This window comes from Methanocella sp. (assembly GCF_035506375.1).
Classification (GTDB): Archaea; Halobacteriota; Methanocellia; order Methanocellales; family Methanocellaceae; genus Methanocella.
Genome location: NZ_DATJPM010000040.1, coordinates 1 through 15,811 on the forward strand (window position 1 = coordinate 1; position 15,811 = coordinate 15,811).

The 15,811-nt window shown below is 57.2% G+C and carries 19 protein-coding genes; 14 read left to right on the plus strand and 5 right to left on the minus strand.

The genetic code is table 11. From position 1 onward, the window contains the following. The 5 genes from VMC84_RS05265 to mtnP form a co-directional block, all read left to right on the plus strand. Positions 1-946: molybdopterin oxidoreductase family protein (locus VMC84_RS05265; RefSeq protein ID WP_325378822.1), on the plus strand; the 946-nt coding region annotated here is incomplete at its 5' end. A gap of 1 nt (position 947) precedes the next feature. After that, positions 948-2,057 (plus strand): Coenzyme F420 hydrogenase/dehydrogenase, beta subunit C-terminal domain, encoded by a 1,110-nt coding sequence (locus tag VMC84_RS05270; protein WP_325378824.1) that lies wholly within the window; start codon positions 948-950, stop codon positions 2,055-2,057. A 43-nt stretch (positions 2,058-2,100) separates the two neighbouring features. Next, the gene (locus VMC84_RS05275; protein WP_325378826.1) at positions 2,101-2,862 is read left to right on the plus strand and encodes a carbonic anhydrase; all 762 of its coding nucleotides are present in this window, start codon (positions 2,101-2,103) and stop codon (positions 2,860-2,862) included. A gap of 98 nt (positions 2,863-2,960) precedes the next feature. Continuing rightward, positions 2,961-3,758, plus strand: coding sequence for a class I SAM-dependent methyltransferase (locus VMC84_RS05280; RefSeq protein ID WP_325378828.1), 798 nt, complete (start codon positions 2,961-2,963; stop codon positions 3,756-3,758). 100 nt (positions 3,759-3,858) lie between these two features. Further along, positions 3,859-4,626, plus strand: a complete 768-nt coding sequence (gene mtnP, locus VMC84_RS05285; protein WP_325378830.1) for an S-methyl-5'-thioadenosine phosphorylase — start codon at positions 3,859-3,861, stop codon at positions 4,624-4,626. Here the strand turns inward: mtnP and VMC84_RS05290 are convergent. Beyond that, positions 4,623-5,081 (minus strand): pyridoxamine 5'-phosphate oxidase family protein, encoded by a 459-nt coding sequence (locus VMC84_RS05290; RefSeq protein WP_325378832.1) that lies wholly within the window; start codon positions 5,079-5,081, stop codon positions 4,623-4,625. The two genes, mtnP and VMC84_RS05290, sit on opposite strands and share 4 nt — an antisense overlap. 153 nt (positions 5,082-5,234) lie before the next feature. On the opposite strand from VMC84_RS05290, the gene VMC84_RS05295 reads away from it, so the two are divergent. Next, positions 5,235-5,825, plus strand: coding sequence for a hypothetical protein (locus tag VMC84_RS05295; protein WP_325378834.1), 591 nt, complete (start codon positions 5,235-5,237; stop codon positions 5,823-5,825). 29 nt (positions 5,826-5,854) lie between these two features. On the opposite strand, the gene VMC84_RS05300 is transcribed toward VMC84_RS05295, so the two are convergent. Both VMC84_RS05300 and psmB read right to left on the minus strand, forming a co-directional pair. Continuing rightward, positions 5,855-7,765: a beta-CASP ribonuclease aCPSF1 gene (locus VMC84_RS05300; protein ID WP_325378836.1), complete on the minus strand. Its 1,911-nt coding sequence runs from the start codon at positions 7,763-7,765 to the stop codon at positions 5,855-5,857. 40 nt (positions 7,766-7,805) lie between these two features. After that, a complete protein-coding gene (gene psmB, locus VMC84_RS05305) occupies positions 7,806-8,423 on the minus strand; it encodes an archaeal proteasome endopeptidase complex subunit beta (protein ID WP_325378838.1) in 618 nt (205 codons plus the stop codon). Between the two features lie 221 nt (positions 8,424-8,644). Between psmB and VMC84_RS05310 the strand changes: the two genes are divergently transcribed. The 4 genes from VMC84_RS05310 to VMC84_RS05325 are packed head-to-tail and all read left to right on the plus strand — an operon-like array spanning position 8,645 to position 10,382. Next, entirely contained in the window at positions 8,645-9,313 is a 669-nt protein-coding gene (locus tag VMC84_RS05310) for a molybdopterin-dependent oxidoreductase (protein WP_325378840.1), read from the plus strand. A 9-nt stretch (positions 9,314-9,322) separates the two neighbouring features. Further along, complete coding sequence (locus VMC84_RS05315) at positions 9,323-9,559, plus strand: hypothetical protein (protein WP_325378842.1); 237 nt, start codon at positions 9,323-9,325, stop codon at positions 9,557-9,559. A gap of 57 nt (positions 9,560-9,616) precedes the next feature. Next, a complete protein-coding gene (locus VMC84_RS05320) occupies positions 9,617-9,898 on the plus strand; it encodes a glutaredoxin family protein (protein ID WP_325378844.1) in 282 nt (93 codons plus the stop codon). Then, positions 9,891-10,382, plus strand: coding sequence for a ferredoxin-thioredoxin reductase catalytic domain-containing protein (locus VMC84_RS05325; RefSeq protein ID WP_325378846.1), 492 nt, complete (start codon positions 9,891-9,893; stop codon positions 10,380-10,382). Before VMC84_RS05320 ends, VMC84_RS05325 begins: the two co-directional genes overlap by 8 nt. 100 nt (positions 10,383-10,482) lie before the next feature. Here VMC84_RS05325 and VMC84_RS05330 read toward each other — a convergent pair whose 3' ends face one another. Then, complete coding sequence (locus tag VMC84_RS05330) at positions 10,483-11,583, minus strand: transglutaminase-like domain-containing protein (RefSeq protein WP_325378848.1); 1,101 nt, start codon at positions 11,581-11,583, stop codon at positions 10,483-10,485. A 110-nt stretch (positions 11,584-11,693) separates the two neighbouring features. On the opposite strand from VMC84_RS05330, the gene VMC84_RS05335 reads away from it, so the two are divergent. The 4 genes from VMC84_RS05335 (at position 11,694) to VMC84_RS05350 (ending at position 14,369) form a co-directional block, all read left to right on the plus strand. Beyond that, on the plus strand, positions 11,694-12,101 hold the full coding sequence (locus VMC84_RS05335; protein ID WP_325378850.1) for a DUF3887 domain-containing protein: 408 nt from the start codon (positions 11,694-11,696) through the stop codon (positions 12,099-12,101). A 46-nt stretch (positions 12,102-12,147) separates the two neighbouring features. Then, a complete protein-coding gene (locus VMC84_RS05340; RefSeq protein ID WP_325378852.1) occupies positions 12,148-12,429 on the plus strand; it encodes a DUF5661 family protein in 282 nt (93 codons plus the stop codon). A 309-nt stretch (positions 12,430-12,738) separates the two neighbouring features. Continuing rightward, positions 12,739-13,122 (plus strand): HEAT repeat domain-containing protein, encoded by a 384-nt coding sequence (locus VMC84_RS05345; RefSeq protein ID WP_325378854.1) that lies wholly within the window; start codon positions 12,739-12,741, stop codon positions 13,120-13,122. A 371-nt stretch (positions 13,123-13,493) separates the two neighbouring features. Then, positions 13,494-14,369 carry a C1 family peptidase gene (locus VMC84_RS05350; protein ID WP_325378856.1) on the plus strand — a complete coding sequence of 292 codons (876 nt, stop codon included), beginning with the start codon at positions 13,494-13,496 and terminating at the stop codon, positions 14,367-14,369. On the opposite strand, the gene VMC84_RS05355 is transcribed toward VMC84_RS05350, so the two are convergent. Beyond that, a complete protein-coding gene (locus VMC84_RS05355) occupies positions 14,359-15,699 on the minus strand; it encodes a PqqD family peptide modification chaperone (RefSeq protein WP_325378858.1) in 1,341 nt (446 codons plus the stop codon). The genes VMC84_RS05350 and VMC84_RS05355 overlap by 11 nt on opposite strands. Positions 15,700-15,811: the final 112 nt, after the last annotated feature.

Here is a 15,811-nt window from a genome sequence, read left to right on the forward strand (position 1 = left end):
GGGCAAGATCAAGTCGCTGTACATCATGGGCGAAAACCCGATGGTGTCCGACCCCGACGTGAACCACGTTAGACACGCTCTGGAAAAGGTCGACTTCCTCGTCGTCCAGGATATCTTCATGACCGAAACGGCCCAGAAGGCTTCGGTTGTGTTGCCCGCCGCATCGTTCGCGGAGAAGGACGGCACCTTCACCAACACCGAGCGTCGCGTGCAGCTTCTGAGGCCCGCGGTCAAGCCGCCCGGCCAGGCAAAGCCGGACTGGGAGATCATCGGGCTTATCGCAGGGAAGATGGGCGTCAAGGGCTTTGATTACAAGTCGCAGGAAGATATCTTCGAGGAGGTCCGGAAGACTACCCCGCAGTACGCCGGCATGACCTACGAGCGGCTTCGAAAGCCCGAAGCTCTCCACTGGCCCTGCCCGGCGGTCGATCATCCTGGAACGCCGATCCTGCACATGGCGAAGTTCAGCCACCCGGACGGCATGGGCATCTTCTTCCCGGTATCGTTCAAGCCGCCTGCAGAAGTGCCCGATGCGGAGTACCCGCTCATCCTGACCACTGGCCGGATGATCTTCCACTACCACACGGGCAGCATGACCCGGCGGTCGCCCACGCTCGATGCGGAGGTCAAGACCGGCTTCGTCGAGGTTAACCCGGAGGACGCAAAGGCCCTCGGCATAAAGGACGGCGACAGGGTCAAGGTCAAGTCCAGGAGGGGCGAGATCGAGATCGCCGCCAAGGTGACCAAGAACATCATGAAGGGCGTCATCTTCATCCCGTTCCACTTCGCCGAGTGCAGCGCCAACATGCTGACCAACCCGGCCCTGGACCCGTTCGCGAAGATGCCCGAGTTCAAGGCCTGTGCAGCCAGGATCATTCCGATCCCGAAGGAAGAAAAGAAGCCGGTTGCGCCTATCAAGGTCGCGCCCACGATAGGAGGTCACTAACATGGTCAATGTCAAGGACATGTTCTACGCCAGCGCGGGCAGCGAGGCTGTTTGTGCTGCGGGCGAGTGCGGCGGTGCCGTAACGGCGCTGCTGACGCACGCGCTGGAGAGCAAGGCCGTCGATGCGGTCGTCGCCATGACCAGGGGCGCCGACCTGTACGACGGCGTGCCGACGGTCTTCACCGACCCGAAGGAGGTCATCAAGTCGGCGGGCTCGCTGCACTGCGCGCCCGTCGCCATCGGCAAGTTCGTCGTACAGTACATGAACGGCGCGAGGGACAAAAAGATCGCGCTGCCCGTCAAACCGTGTGACGCCCGGGCGATACTCGTCATGGCCAAGCGCGGCAAGGTCAACAGGGACAACCTGCTGATGATCGGTGTCAACTGCGGTGGCACGGTCCAACCCATCGCAGGCCGCGAGATGATCGAGAAATACTATGGCGTTAACCCGGACGACGTTGTCAAGGAAGAGATCGACCGTGGCAAGTTCATCATCGTGCTGAAGAACGGCGAGCACAAGGAGATCAAGATCGACGACCTCGAGGACCAGGGCTCCGGTCGCCGGAAGAACTGCCAGCGCTGTGACGTAAAGATCCCCACCCAGGCGGACCTGGCGTGCGGCAACTGGGGCGTCGTCGGCCCCATGGCAGGTAAGGCGACGTTCGTGGAGGTCTGCAGCGCGAAAGGCGCAAAGCTGATGGACAGCGCCATAGGGGCGAAGGCCATCGCCGTCTCCGCCCCAGATCCGAAGGGCCTCGAGCTTCGCGCGAAGACGGAGCAGTCCATGCTCAAGCTGGCGGCCAAGCACCAGAAGAAGCAGTTCGCAGCCGCCGCGGACCCGGCGTTCTGGGCCGAACAGTTTAAGAAGTGCATCAAGTGCCAGGGCTGTACTTTGAATTGCCCCGCGACCTTCGACATGAAGCTCCAGCCCCAGGCCTACGAGGGCAAGGGCGATATCCCGCCGTCCATGAACTACCACATGGCCCGGATGGGCATGGTGGGCGGCGACTGCTGCAACTGCGGCATGTGCGAAGACGGCTGCCCCGTGGAGATCCCGCTGTCGCTGATATATCACGAGGCCGCAAGGCGGATCGGACAGGAGATCAAGTAAGATCTCCTTTCCTTTTCTTTTTTTATTTTAAAGGAGGACATTAATGACAGGAACCACTACTGCTGGAAAGGGACTTGCCACTTTAACGGAAAAGCTCACCTATAACAAGAAGTATTCGGCTGAATCGACAAAGACGGGTAAGTACGATCGCATCGTCGACGCCCAGCATCCGGACATCACCCTCGTGACCTGCTCCGATTCCCGGGTGCTCGAGCGGGCGCTCGACGACGAGATCGGGAAGGTCTTTTCTATTAAAAATATCGGGAACCGGGTCGAGCCTAACCTGGGGAGTATCGAGTACGGCGTTGGCCACCTTCACACGCCCATCCTGATGATCCTGGGCCACACCGGCTGCGGAGCCATCCACGCGTCAACGCAGGACGTGAGCGGGGAACATTACCGTATCATCCGGTCGCTGGAGTTCATCAAGCCGACGGTGGCCGAAGTCCAGAAGCTGCTGATAAAGAAAGGCGGCATCGCCGTGTACATGGCGGACCATCCGCCCACGGTGAAGCCCGTCAGCGAGGAGGCTTATTTCGAGACGCTGCTGACCGAGGCGAACGTCGACGAGCAGGTCGACACCCTGCTCAATGACGAAAAGATACGGGAACTGGTCTATACGGGCAAGCTCATGGTCGTGGGCGCCATCTACGACTTCAAGGATATCTACTCGTCGGAGAAGGGCGCGGTCTTCGTCATCAACATCAACGGCGAGACCGACGTAGAGAAGCTGAAGAAGCTCCCGGCATTGGGCGGCGATGGACGGGCCATCCTGAATAAGATCAAACGTCTGCTGGTCTATTAAGCGAAAACGTCTATTTTTTTACCGGCCTTTTATCGAGCCTTATCCTCAATTAATATTATATAAATGTATATTATATTTATACCGTAGGGTGTGGCAGGATGGACAACGCCATTTTAAAGCAGGATAAGGATAAATTTTCATATCTCGACCTTTTAGCCTCCCTGGGGTCCGCGAAGCACATCGGCGGGTGGGACGCCACGGAGAAGCTGATAGAGGCGGCCGGCATTATGCAAGGGTGGAAGGTATTGGACGTGGGCTGCGGCATGGGCAAGACGTCCTGTAGGCTGGCCGCCATGGGATGTAATGTCGTCGGCGTCGACATCATGCCCCGGATGATCAAGGAATCCAGGTCCCGTGCCCGGCTGATGGGCGTGGCGGATAAGACGACCTTCGTAGGGTGCGACGCCCGCTCGCTGCCGTTCGAGCCGGAGACCTTCGATGCGGTCGTCGTCGAGTCGGTGACCGTGTTCATGGACGATGTGGAGAAGGCCATAGAGGGATACTACCGCGTCGTAAAGAAGGGCGGCCCGGTATGCGATAACGAGGTGTGCATCACCCGGGAGACCATGGAAAAGATGGGCGAGCGGCTGGACGAACTCAAGTCTGTCTTTACGGCATTCGGCTCCACGACCAGTAAGGGCATGCTCACCTTCGAGGACTGGAAGGAACTATTCGAAAATCAGTTCGGCAGCGTTCAGGCCAGCCATTATTTGATGGACTTGAATACGGAGATGGAAACGCGCCGCGAGGACGGCCTGAAGACGTTCGCCGCCGCCATCAAGTCCATGTGGCTCTACATGACCAACCCCGACGCAAAGCGGATCATCGACGAGGGCAACAAGATGGGGCAGTTCCTCGGGGAGTTTGGGTACGGGCTATTCGTCTGCCGCAAGTGAACCACAGAGGCCACGGAGGACTATAATTCACCACTGTGACCACTGTGGTGAGATGGCGGATGCATAATTATTTATGCAAGCCGTTATCAATGTCGCCCATATGCCTCGACTGGCCGTCATCGGCGGCACCGGGTTTTACGATGTGGCGAGCGCAACGCTCAAGGAAAAGAGGGTCGTCGATACGAAGTATGGCGCGGTAGAGGTATCGTTCTATATGGCCGATGGCGAGGAGTTCGCTTTTATTCCCAGGCACGGCGCTGGCCACACCTGCGCTCCCCACAGGGTCAACTACCGTGCCAACATCATGGCGCTAAAGCAGATCGGCGTCGAGCGCATCATCGGAGTGTGCTCCGTGGGAAGCCTCAGGAAGGAAATAGAGCCCGGAGACTTCGTGCTCGTGGACCAGTTTTTGGATTTTACTAAGTCCCGGCCTTCGACGTTTTTCGATGAGGAGGGCTGCGTCGTCCACACCAACGTCACGGAGCCCTACTGCCAGGACATGAGAGAATGCATGGCTGAAGTGATGCATCGCAAGCATCGACTACATTATAAAGGCACCTACGTCTGTGCGGAAGGCCCCAGGTTCGAGACGGCGGCCGAGATACGCATGTTCGCCGCCCTCGGCGGCGACGTGGTGGGAATGACCGGCGTACCGGAGTGTGTCCTGGCCCGGGAGCTGGGCATGTGCTACGCCTGCGTCGCCGTGGCCACGAACTACGCGGCGGGCATCGGCCACGAAACCATATCCCACGGGGAAGTCGTCGAAGAAATGGAAAAGCTGGGCGCGGCCTTACAGGATTATGTCATTCGCTGCCTGTCCGTAATTCCTGAAAAGAGGGGCTGCGGCTGTAAGAGCGCGTGCCATTAAGGGTGGCCGCCGTTGGGCGACTTGATGCCCGTCATCTCATTGATCCTGATCTTGAAGATGACAATGGAGCCCATGCCAGGAGTGCCCTGTATGTGCGCCTTCCACCCGCCAGAGCGGGCGGCTTTTTTCGCCATCAGGCGCATGGCCTCCCGCTTCTCGGCCGCATCTAGCACTTCCTCGATATCGCCCCTGACGATGACGCTCTGATATTCAGTCACGTTCTCGTTATACCGGTCCACCTCAAAACAGACATGAGGGTCCCTGCGAGCCAGCGCCGTCTTCTTTCCTTCCACGGGCGAATGGATGTAGATGGCCCCGTCCTTAAACGCGAAATCAGTCGGGACGATGTAGGGCTGGGGCTCGTCGTTCAGCCCGAGCCGGCCCACGCGCTCGGCGTCGAGCAGCTCGAGCATCTCCTTTTCCGTTAGCTCCGGTAAATAACGAGTGCCGGACATCGGCTTGTAACCCCCGGAACATATTAGCCATATTATTATAATTAATTATCGAGGGGAAGTTTAACGATTAATATATCTAACTTGAAGGGTTAGATAATACTTATTTGGGCGGGATGTGCTGTGAGACCGGGTAAATTTCTTTTAACGTTATGCGTGTTAGCGGCCCTGCTGTTGACGGCCGCCTGCGCGACGGCCCAGTCTACGAGCAAGATCTACGGCTACGTAAGCTATGGCGGCACTGCCGTGAACGGTGCTGTCGTAACGCTGGCCGGCCCCGATTCTGGCCAGTACACCACCGTCGATAAGGACGGGCATGCCGGTTATTACGAGTTCAACGTCGCCCAGGGGAATTACGTGGTCACCGCTACCTATAACGGCCACTCCGCATCGTATCTTAAAGTCGTGAGCGGTGATGTCCAGATCGACCTTGATATCTCCACGGCCACTCCCACGCCGACAGCGGGCCCGTCTCCGACTCCGACGCCCAGGCCTTCCCACGAGCCCGGCGGCCTGGTCACCCGCAATGATAGCTCTTCGTTCATGCCGATGGCTCCCGATTTCACGGTGACGCCCGCGCCGAAGCCGTCGATCAATCCGACCCCGACGCCCACGCCAGCCCCGAAGCCGACTCCCGCATCCACGCCAGCGCCCGGGCTGCTATCGAACGTCGATGTATGGCTCATTATCGCGCTCGTAGCCATTCTAGCCATTGCGGCGGCTACGCTATTATACCTGAGAAGATAAAAGAAAAGGGGGCCGAAGCCCCTAAAGTTTTATATCAGCCGGATGGTCTCGAGGTTCATCGGCGACTTGGTCTCGTACTTGTACTTCTTATAAATGGAGCTGGCGAGGTCGAGGCACTTGTTTTCGTCGCCGTGGTTCGTGATGATGCGCTCCGGCCGCGGGTCCATGCGCTTAACATACTCCATGAGCTGCCTGCGGTCCGAATGGCCGGAGAAGCCGTCGACGGTCGCGACTTCTATCTCCACTTTCATGACCTCGGTCTTCCCCTCCGATGAGATGGGGATCTCGCTCCATCCTTTTTGAATGCGCCGGCCCATGGTCCCTTCGGCCTGGTACCCGACGAAGATGAGCGTGTTTCGCCTGTCGGCGCCGTACTGCTTGAAGTACTCCATGACCGGGCCGCCGTTCATCATGCCCGACGTCGCCAGGACGATGCACGGCGCAGGGTCGGCGAGGATGGACTGCCGCTTCTGGGGCGAGTCCACCTGGACGAAAGACGAGGACAGGAACGGGTTCTGGCCCTTATGGAAGATCATGTCCTGCAGCTCGACGTTCAAGTATTCGGGATACGTGGTATGGATGGCCGTCGCCTCCCAGATCATGCCGTCGAGGTACACGGGCACGTTGTCGATGATGCCCTTGCGGATAGACTCTTCCAGCACGATCATGACTTCCTGCGAACGCCCGACGGCGAAGGTCGGTATCAGCACCTTTCCGCCACGCTGGAGCGTCCTGCGGATGGCGTTCTGCAGGTCGATCTCCGCTTCCCGGCGGGAGGGCTGCATGTCGTGCATGCCGCCATAGGTGGCCTCCATGACCAGCGTCTCGATCCTCGGGAACTGGTTGACGGCCGGGTCGAACAGGCGGGTCTTCTCGTACTTGAAGTCCCCCGAGAAGGCCACGTTGTACAGGCCTTCGCCGACGTGGAAGTGCGCGCAGGCGCTCCCCAGGATGTGGCCGGAATTGTAGAACGTCAGCCTGACGTCCGGGGCGATGTCCGTCACGTCGCCATAGTTCAGCGTGATAGTGTGCTTCAGCGTCTCCCGGATCAGGGCGGACTCGTAGGGCGGCCTCTTGCCTTCACGGTTGGCCACCTCGATGTAATCGAGCTGCAGCAGCGCCATAAGGTCCCGGGTGGGGGGTGTCATATAGACGGGACCTTCGTAACCGTACTTAAAGAGCAGTGGTATCATGCCGCAGTGGTCCAGGTGCGCGTGCGTGAGGACGACCGCGTCCAGGCTGCTAAGCGGGCTGACCTCCGGCACGTACAGGTACGGCGTGCCGTTCGACTCCGAGCCCGTTGTAACGCCGCAATCGATCAATATGCGAGTTTCAGGCGTGCTCAGCAAAAACGAGCTCCTACCGACTTCCTTGCAGCCGCCCAGGGAAGTGATGCGTATCCACTGCTCCTTGTTCATGATGGGGCGGTGGATCTTCTTCCCAATGACCTTTAAAATAGCCTTTCTCTCATCCTTTACTCCACGCAGGTAGCGCCGTATGTCGCGGACAGTGGTCGACTCGATGGGCGGGGTGCGCACGACCTTCGGCGTCCAGCCGATGTGCTTCGTGATCTCGCGCAGCGTGGAGCCGTGCCGGCCTATGACCAGGCCCGGCTTCTCCGCCTCGATAATGACCTCTCCGGTCTCCGTGTCAAAGTAGTGGTTGGTGACGCCCGATTCGGCGGGCACGATCTCGGCGATCTTCTTTATCGCCAGCTCGGGCTCGGCGAGCATCTTGGGGTCCGGGCGGACGACGATGCGCATGCGCAGGTCCTTCGCCAATGACCGGATGATATCGCCATTATCGGCGAACGCCTTGGGGTCCACCGTATAGATGACAAGCTCCGGCCCCTCGAACTCGACGTCCGATATCGTGATGCCTTTGGGCAGCTTATCCTGAATTTTTTTCTTCAGGTCTGATAAAACATCTTCGATTCCCATCGTTTTTCTCCTCTGGAGAAAAAATTAAAAAGTGGTCCGCTTATGAGTTGCAGACCTGCTTGCTCACTTCACGCTCGAATATCTCGACTTTCCCGGGGGTTATAACGCAGAACTGCATGCCGTTGCCCGACGCGGAGTCCCTCTTCATCGCGGACTCCAGGGCCTTGGCGGCCAGCTCTACGCCCTGCTCCACGCTCATGTCCGGCTTATAGCGGTCCTCCAGGACGCCGTATGCCAGCGGGGAGCCCGAGCCGGTCGAGGAGAACTTGACCTCCGTGATCATCCCGCCTGCCGGGTCAAGCGAATACAGCTTCGGCCCCGCCCCTTCTACTCCGCCTACGAGGACCTGGATATAGAATATCCTGTTCTCCCAGAGCAGGTTGGATAGAAGCATGGAAAGCGCATTTATCGACATGGGCCCGTGGCGCCGCAGCGCGAAAAGCTTGGCCTCCGCCTGGAGCATCCTCGCGAGCTTCTGGCCGTCGCCCACAGAACCCGCGATGGTCATCGCGATGTTATCCGTCAGCGGGTATATCTTCTGGGCATCGCGGCTCGCGATGAGGTTGCCCATCGTAGCCCTTCTCTCGGTGGCCAGGACGAGCCCGTTATTGCAAATTATACCGATTGTGGTAGTGCCTTTATACTGTTTATCGTCCATCTAAATACCTCTTTAAGAATAGCACTAAAATCAGCTAAGAGTAGACATGTACTTTTATTCTCATTTTGTATATAATGTTTTCCCCGTTTCTGCTCTATTGAATTTGCCGTTTAAGTCTCAGAGTGCCCTCCGTCTCTTATAAAACTTAAAACACAGAGTACCCCTTTCTGGAAAGTTGATATACGTTCAGGGATAAGCTCTTATTGTCCGGAGTTTTGGTCATGAACTGGGGAAGGTCCGCCGCTGTCATATTTCTTCTCATGGTCGTGCTGCTGGCTTTCTTGTACGCGTTCTCCATGATCAGGACAACGATACAGGTACCGCCGGGCACCGCCGAGATAAGGCAGTATAACGGCCAGCCCCTCTCGTCCATAGGCGATTTCCGCGAGAACTCCATCAAGGGCCCGCAATATATAAACATCAGCACGTACACGCTCACCGTGGACGGCCTCGTAAATAACACGAGGAACTACAGCTATGCGGACGTTCTGGCCTATCCCCACGAATCCCGGGTCGCCACACTGCACTGCGTCGAGGGCTGGAGTGTCACGATCCTCTGGGAAGGCGTGCCCTTACGGGATATCCTGGCCGACGCGGGCCCCGAGCCCGGGGCGAAGACTGTCATCCTCTACGCGGCGGACGGGTACTCGACCGCGGTGCCCCTGGACTATATCGAGAATAGCGACATCATGCTGGCCTATAAGATGAACAACGTCACGCTTCCGCCTGAGCGGGGCTACCCGTTCCAGCTCGTGGCAGAAGGCAAGTGGGGCTATAAGTGGATCAAGTGGGTCACTCGCATCGAGCTTTCCGATAAAGATTACGAGGGCTACTGGGAGCAGCGGGGTTATTCGAACAGCGGCGACCTGAACGCCAGCTACGTCGGATAGAGGGCATAAATGGACGACGAGGCCATTCTAAAGCTCATAAAAAAATCCATCGCCTTGTTACTGCTGGCCGTAGCGCTGGCCTTTGTCCTCACGGGCTTCGGCATCACGAACTCCGATATCGTCGGGCCGCTCACGATGGGCGCCCTGACGAAGGCATGGTCCATCCGCATCCACGAGGTGCTCTGGGCGCCGTTCCTGGCGCTCCTGCTGGCGCACGTGCTGATGCGGCATATCCGGCAGCTTTAGCCTCCTTATTCGAATATACGACAGATATATATTGAACAAGTGTAAAGGTGGTAACATATGAAGGTAGAGCACGTCGATGGAAAGAAGAACGGCACTGTAATGCTTTATGCGCTGAGCACCTGCGTCTGGTGCAAGATGACGAAGCAGCTGCTTACCGACCTCGGGGTCGCCTACGATTACACTTTCGTGGACCTGCTCAATGGCGCGGAGCGGGATGAGGCGATCGCTGAGGTGAAAAAGGTGAACCCTCCCTGCTCGTTCCCCACGCTGGTCGTTAACGGGCAGTGCATCGTCGGATATCAGGAAGAGAAGATCCGCGAGGCTTTCAAGAATGGCTGATATCCAGGCGATCTATGAGAAGCTAAAGAAAGAGACAGAGCGACGGGGATACCGCCTCAACCCCGACGAGGCATTCGTCAGCAGCCTCATCGAGGGCCTTGCCACAAACGCCGCCCGTTACGGCTACGAGTCCTGCCCGTGCCGCCTCGCCTCCGGCAAAAAAGAGGATGACCTGGACATCATCTGCCCGTGCGATTACCGGGACGCGGATATCGATAAATATGGGGCGTGCTATTGCGGCCTCTACGTGTCTGAAAAGGTCTTCAGGGGAGAGCAGCCCCTGGGCTCCATACCAGAGAGCCGGCCTCCGCGGGAGCAGCGTGTCGTGGCGGACGGCGGCACAAAGGCCTTCATACCTTCGGGCGAGCATGCGTACCCCGTATGGCGCTGCAAGGTATGCGGCTACCTCTGCGCGAGGGATTCTCCCCCGGATAAATGCCCCATCTGCGGCGTCGGCAAGGAGCGCTTTGAGCGGTTCATGTGATCAGAAATCCCATTCTTTTTTATGATTATTTATCATATAAAAATTTATGAACGTTCTCGGATTTTGGATGCTTTATTGTCCTGGCTTTCGCTTATTCGCATTATCCATAAAAAGCCGAGGTCTTCAGCTCGACCGTGTCCACATTATCGCCCGTGATGACGCAGTATATCTGGGTCCGCTCGCCCGCGTAGACGGTCAGTGTAGTCTCTATCGTTCCCGAATGACCCTCGCCGTAATCCCCTAAAGAAATCACCCGGTCAGGCACCCAGATCTTGTCTGCTCCCCTGTCCAGCGCAAGGGCATAAACGTGCGCCGACAGGTTCGAGGCCGTGCCCGGGCCGCCATTCGTGATATTGCAGATAACCTGATAGTTCGAGTCGTGGCCCGATGTGCCGGCGGGCTTTACCTCCAGCCTTCCCTCGACAGTGGGGCTCTTTGACATGGGAAGGATGACCGGCGTCTGGCTTTCCAGGTCGCCCGGGATATCGCCGATGTTCCAGCTCGGGCTCGTGGTCTCGACATAATAGTACCGAGAGCCGCCATACTCGTAGCATTTGCCCTCCATTTCTCCCCCGCCCTTAATGCCCAGCGCCATGTGGTTCGTAAATTTGAGGAGGACGACGTCGTAGCCCATCTCGTGGAGCATGGCCGCCGCGAGGATGGACTTGTCCTTGCAGTCGCCCTTCTCATCGACCAGCGTTTCGAGGGGATACCGCGTATAGTCGCTCCCCGTGTCTTCCTCGTACTTGAGCGATTGCACGAACGTGAGCACGTTCATCACGTCATCGAGCCCCGTATACCCGTTGGCGTGGCCGTTCGTTTTAATCTGCCCCGTGATCTCGTCCAGGAATGGCCGGTCCTCCGGCGAAAGGGCAAAATCTGCATAGTTCTGGCTCGCGCCCCTGGCCTTACTGCGGTAAAACTCGTAAATGGTCTCCGAGATATTCGCGTTGAGGCGCCACTCGACGTTCTTGAAGTCCCAGGTATAGGTCCTCTGGAGCCACTCCTCGTTCTCCGGTACGGCGCTTGATGGCGATATAGTGCTCAATCCGGGCGTCACTGGCGGGGCCGGGGTGGCCGTAGCCATCAGGGCGGGAGTCGGAGAGGGCGCTACAGTAACGGCGACGACCTTCGGAGAAGCCGTTGTGAGGCTCGCCGGGCTGACGCAGCCCGAAGCCAGGGCGGCCAGAAATATGATCACGAGCGCCTTTTGCCAGGGTACGATAAGCCACACCTCTAAAAACCATTGACGTATATTGGCCGTATATCTTTTAACAAGGTTTAATATGCCGGCGCCCATACATTACAGGCATGCGCTATAATCTTTTTGCTTTACTCCTCATGACGGCGCTCATAGTCGCTATCGCGGGCTGTACTTCCCCGGCCGCCCTGCCTCCGCAGGACGCCATGGGCGCCGCGAACGCCACGGCCGACTCGATGTTCCCCGCGCTCAACAGCGGCGAATATGTCGTCTTCTCGCAGAACTTTAGCCCCCCCATGAAGGCGGCTATGAACGAGAGCAGTTTTAATAAGATGATCGGTACCGTGGCCGGGCAATACGGAAAGTACGAGTCCCGGTCGGCTACGCCGTCGGCGTCCGTCGTGGGCGACTATAACGTCTTCGTGTACCAGTGCCAGTTCGAGAAGGCAAAGCTCAACCTGCAGCTGACCATGAATAAGACGGACGTGTACCGGGTGGAAGGGTTCTTCTACCGGTAAACACCGGAACGTAACGTTTATATTCTAGCCTATTCTCCTTTTTTATATGTCCGAAAAGAAAGTATTCACCATGGAGCAGGCAAAAAAGATCGGCGAGAAACTGGGCATAAAATGGGATAAGTACGACGTCGAGCAGTTCCGCATGGGCATGGACGTGGAGCTGGAGCACGGCAAAAGCGACCCCCATACCAATGTTACGGACGACGACCCGCTCATGACCGGCAAGATCGCGCTGGCGCACCTCAACGAGTTCCCCGACTATTACACGCGCCTCGAAGAGATGGAGAAGGAAGCGGAGGCCTACTGGGATAAGCGCTCGAAAAAATAAGCGATTTTTCAACACAGCAACTATTTTCTATCCTTTCGCACGCCCGTGCATTATCAGCGGGATTATCGAATGTGCTGGCATTTCTCTAGCCTTCGACATCGCACATATCTTATTTTTTTATTCAAGAGCCGATTTGTCGAACGACCCGGAGTGGCGTGAGCTAATAATGTACAATAAATTATCCTAAAAAGGATAAAAATATTTAAAATTTAGACTATTAATAGTAAAGTATAAGCTTAATTAGCCCTTAATGTACAATTGCAGGAGGATGTGGCAAAATAGGTTCTTCTGCATCTGGAGCGATTATATATGGATATGGAGTACTGGCTTGAAAATCTTAAAAGCGAAAACAAGGAGATAAAGCTCATTGCCATCGAGATGCTCGGACTATCCGGCGACTTGAAAGCCGTAAATAGCCTGGTCGGGCAGCTGGGCTCGGATGACGAGGAAATTAGGGCCTGCATCGTCGAGTCGCTCGGCGTTCTCAACGATTCCCGGGCCGTCAAATACCTGGCAGGTGCCATGGAGGATAAGTCCGGCGGCGTGCGCAAGTGCGCGGCCTGGGCCCTGGGAAAGATGAAGGACCCTCGCTCGGCATATGCGCTTGAAAAAGCCCTGAACGACCAGGACTTTGACGTGCGCTGGAGGGTGGCCGAGGCGCTCACCGCCATGGGCTTTAAGACTGTCAGGTAACGATTATCTCAACTCCTCTGGTTTGGGGCATAGAGCGTATACTAAAACCTCGACCCGGATTTGCCGCCTCTGGATCATGGGAAACAGGTTGGAAGTATATGGAACGAACGGCGCGCTAGGGGGCATTTGAGCGCGCCGTTAAAAACGTCATCACGATCATATACCCGAACCTCGACCGAAAAGCCACCTCGATTATACCAGGGTAAAGGTTGGGCGTATATGAGGGCGGGCATCGCCGAGGAACCAGCCGATGAGGCGGGCCCTAATCCCCAAAAGATATATTTTTATACGGTAATTAACAAAGTATAATCGACTGCTGTGGATAGGCATGTGGGGCAGATATCCGCACCGGCATTTCAGGAGGGTAGATTATGAGGCCGATAAACGGAAAATACTGGACGGGGTGGCGTCCCGACTACCCGGATTTCCGGGACTATACGTTAACCACCGACACGGTAAAGCCATTATACAGCAAGACGGGCGTTCTTAAAGCCGGCGACAGCTCCCTGCCGAAGTCCGTAGACCTGAGAAAATGGTGCTCCCCGATCGAAGATCAGGGGCAACTGGGCTCGTGCACGGCCAACGCCGGCGTGGGCATGGTCGAGTACTTCGAGCGTAAGGCGTTCGGGAAGCACATCGACGCGTCCCGGCTGTTCCTCTATAAGGCATCGCGGACGCTCATGCACGAAACGGGCGACACGGGCGCTTACCTGCGGATGACCATGGGCGCGCTAGCGCTTTTTGGAACCCCGCCCGAGGAGTACTGGCCCTACGACGTCAAGAAGTTCGATGCCGAGCCGCCGACATTCTGTTACGCGTTCGCCCAGAACTACCAGTCGCTCAAGTACGTGCGCCTAGACCCGGCGGACAAGCAGCCTAAGGACGTTCTCCCGCAGATCAAGGCGAACCTGGCGGCGAGCCTGCCGGCCATGTTCGGCTTCACCGTTTATAGCTCAATCTCGCAGGCCGAAAAGGACGGCAAGATACCCTACCCGTCGAAGGGCGAGAAGATCGAGGGCGGCCACGCCATCATGGCCGTCGGGTATGACGACGGCATGAAGATCAAGAACGCGACCGATGGCAAGCAGACGGCCGGCGCCTTACTGATACGGAACTCCTGGGGCACGACCTGGGGCGACCAGGGCTACGGGTGGCTACCGTATGACTACCTGCTGAAGGGGCTCGCCGAGGACTGGTGGACGCTCATCGACGCGAAGTGGGTGGACACTGGCGAGTTCAAGGTTTAATATTTTTTATCGGCAGGAAACACGCCGGGTCCCGTGCCCGCAGGTCCCTGGACCCATAGAAGGCACGCGCCCGGCATCCGCCCTGGCATTGCTCCGGGGCATATTTACAGGTTGCGCAGGGCCCGTTCATATTTTTCTTTTTTAACGCACGTAGAGACCCGAGTATTGGCGCCCCATCCCAAATCTCAATAAGAGTCGTATCCCTCAGGTTTCCCAGGGGAAAATCCCGCAGGAACGAGCAGGGATACACGGTACCATCGGCTCCGATGCCCAGCATATCGTTTCCAGCGGCGCAGCCCATCCGGCCGTCGTCCCCTATCCGGCCGTCGTCCCCTACCCCGGGCAACGGCCGTTCGAAGAGGAACTGGAAACATTTTTCGGTGGAAATATTTAACATGCCCTTTAATTGCCCGGCCCTCTCATGCAGCGTTTTATAAAATTGTAGGTACCCATCCTTGTCCAGTGTTAACCGATCACAATTGGCCAGGCCCCGGCCCACGGGCACGACCGGGCTTCCGATAAAAGCCCCACAGCCCAGGTCGACCGCCAGGTCGATGACCGAATTAACCTGGTCCAGGTTCTCTCTCGTTATGGCCATGCTGATGTTAACGACGATCCCATTATCCGCCATACGCGTGATATTCCGGCATGCAGCCTTGAAGGCGCCCTTTTTGCCCCTGAACGCATCGTGGCGGTCTCCAATGCCATCGATGCTCACCTGGTAATTAGCCACCCTGTATGATGGGAGTTTTTCAATGGCCTTTCTATCGAGCGATACGGCATTGGTGACGACCTCGACGTGCATGTTCGTTTCGGACAGCCGGCCCAGCAGGCGGAATATGTCCGGGCGCAAAAAGGGCTCGCCGCCCGTGATCAAGAGGTAAAACACTTTAGCATCGGCGAGCATATCGATGATGCCGAGCGCTTCGGCCGTGCTGAGCTCGTCTTCGCGTCTCCGGCCAGAGGCTGTCAGACAATGGGGGCAGCGGAGGTTGCAGGCGTGGGTCACGTCCCAATTGATTTCTTTTGGTGTCGACAGATAGGGCCTCTCGCCGGCCCGGGTAGCCCTTAAGATAGCGGGACGGCGCGAAGTGACTGTGCCGGACCACGAGATCGCCATTAGTCCCGAAAGCTTATCGAGCGTATCGTCTACCCGTTGCCCGGCAGTTTCGGGATCCACTCCATAGCGCCGGCATATTTCGTCCGCCATCCCGCCGATGCTGTGGCTCCCGTCGCAGAGCCCCGTGATACTCGCTTCTTCCTGGCTAAGCTTTAACTCTTCAGATAAAAGGGGATTGAACAGGAGAGCACCAAAGCTCTCCTGTCTCACGATAATAGACGGGTAAATGCAGGGAGGGCCACGACTATGGGTTATTTTTCGGTGGCGCAAATCCTAACTTCCCGCATATTGATTATTTTTTCTTCTTATCGGATTCACCCAT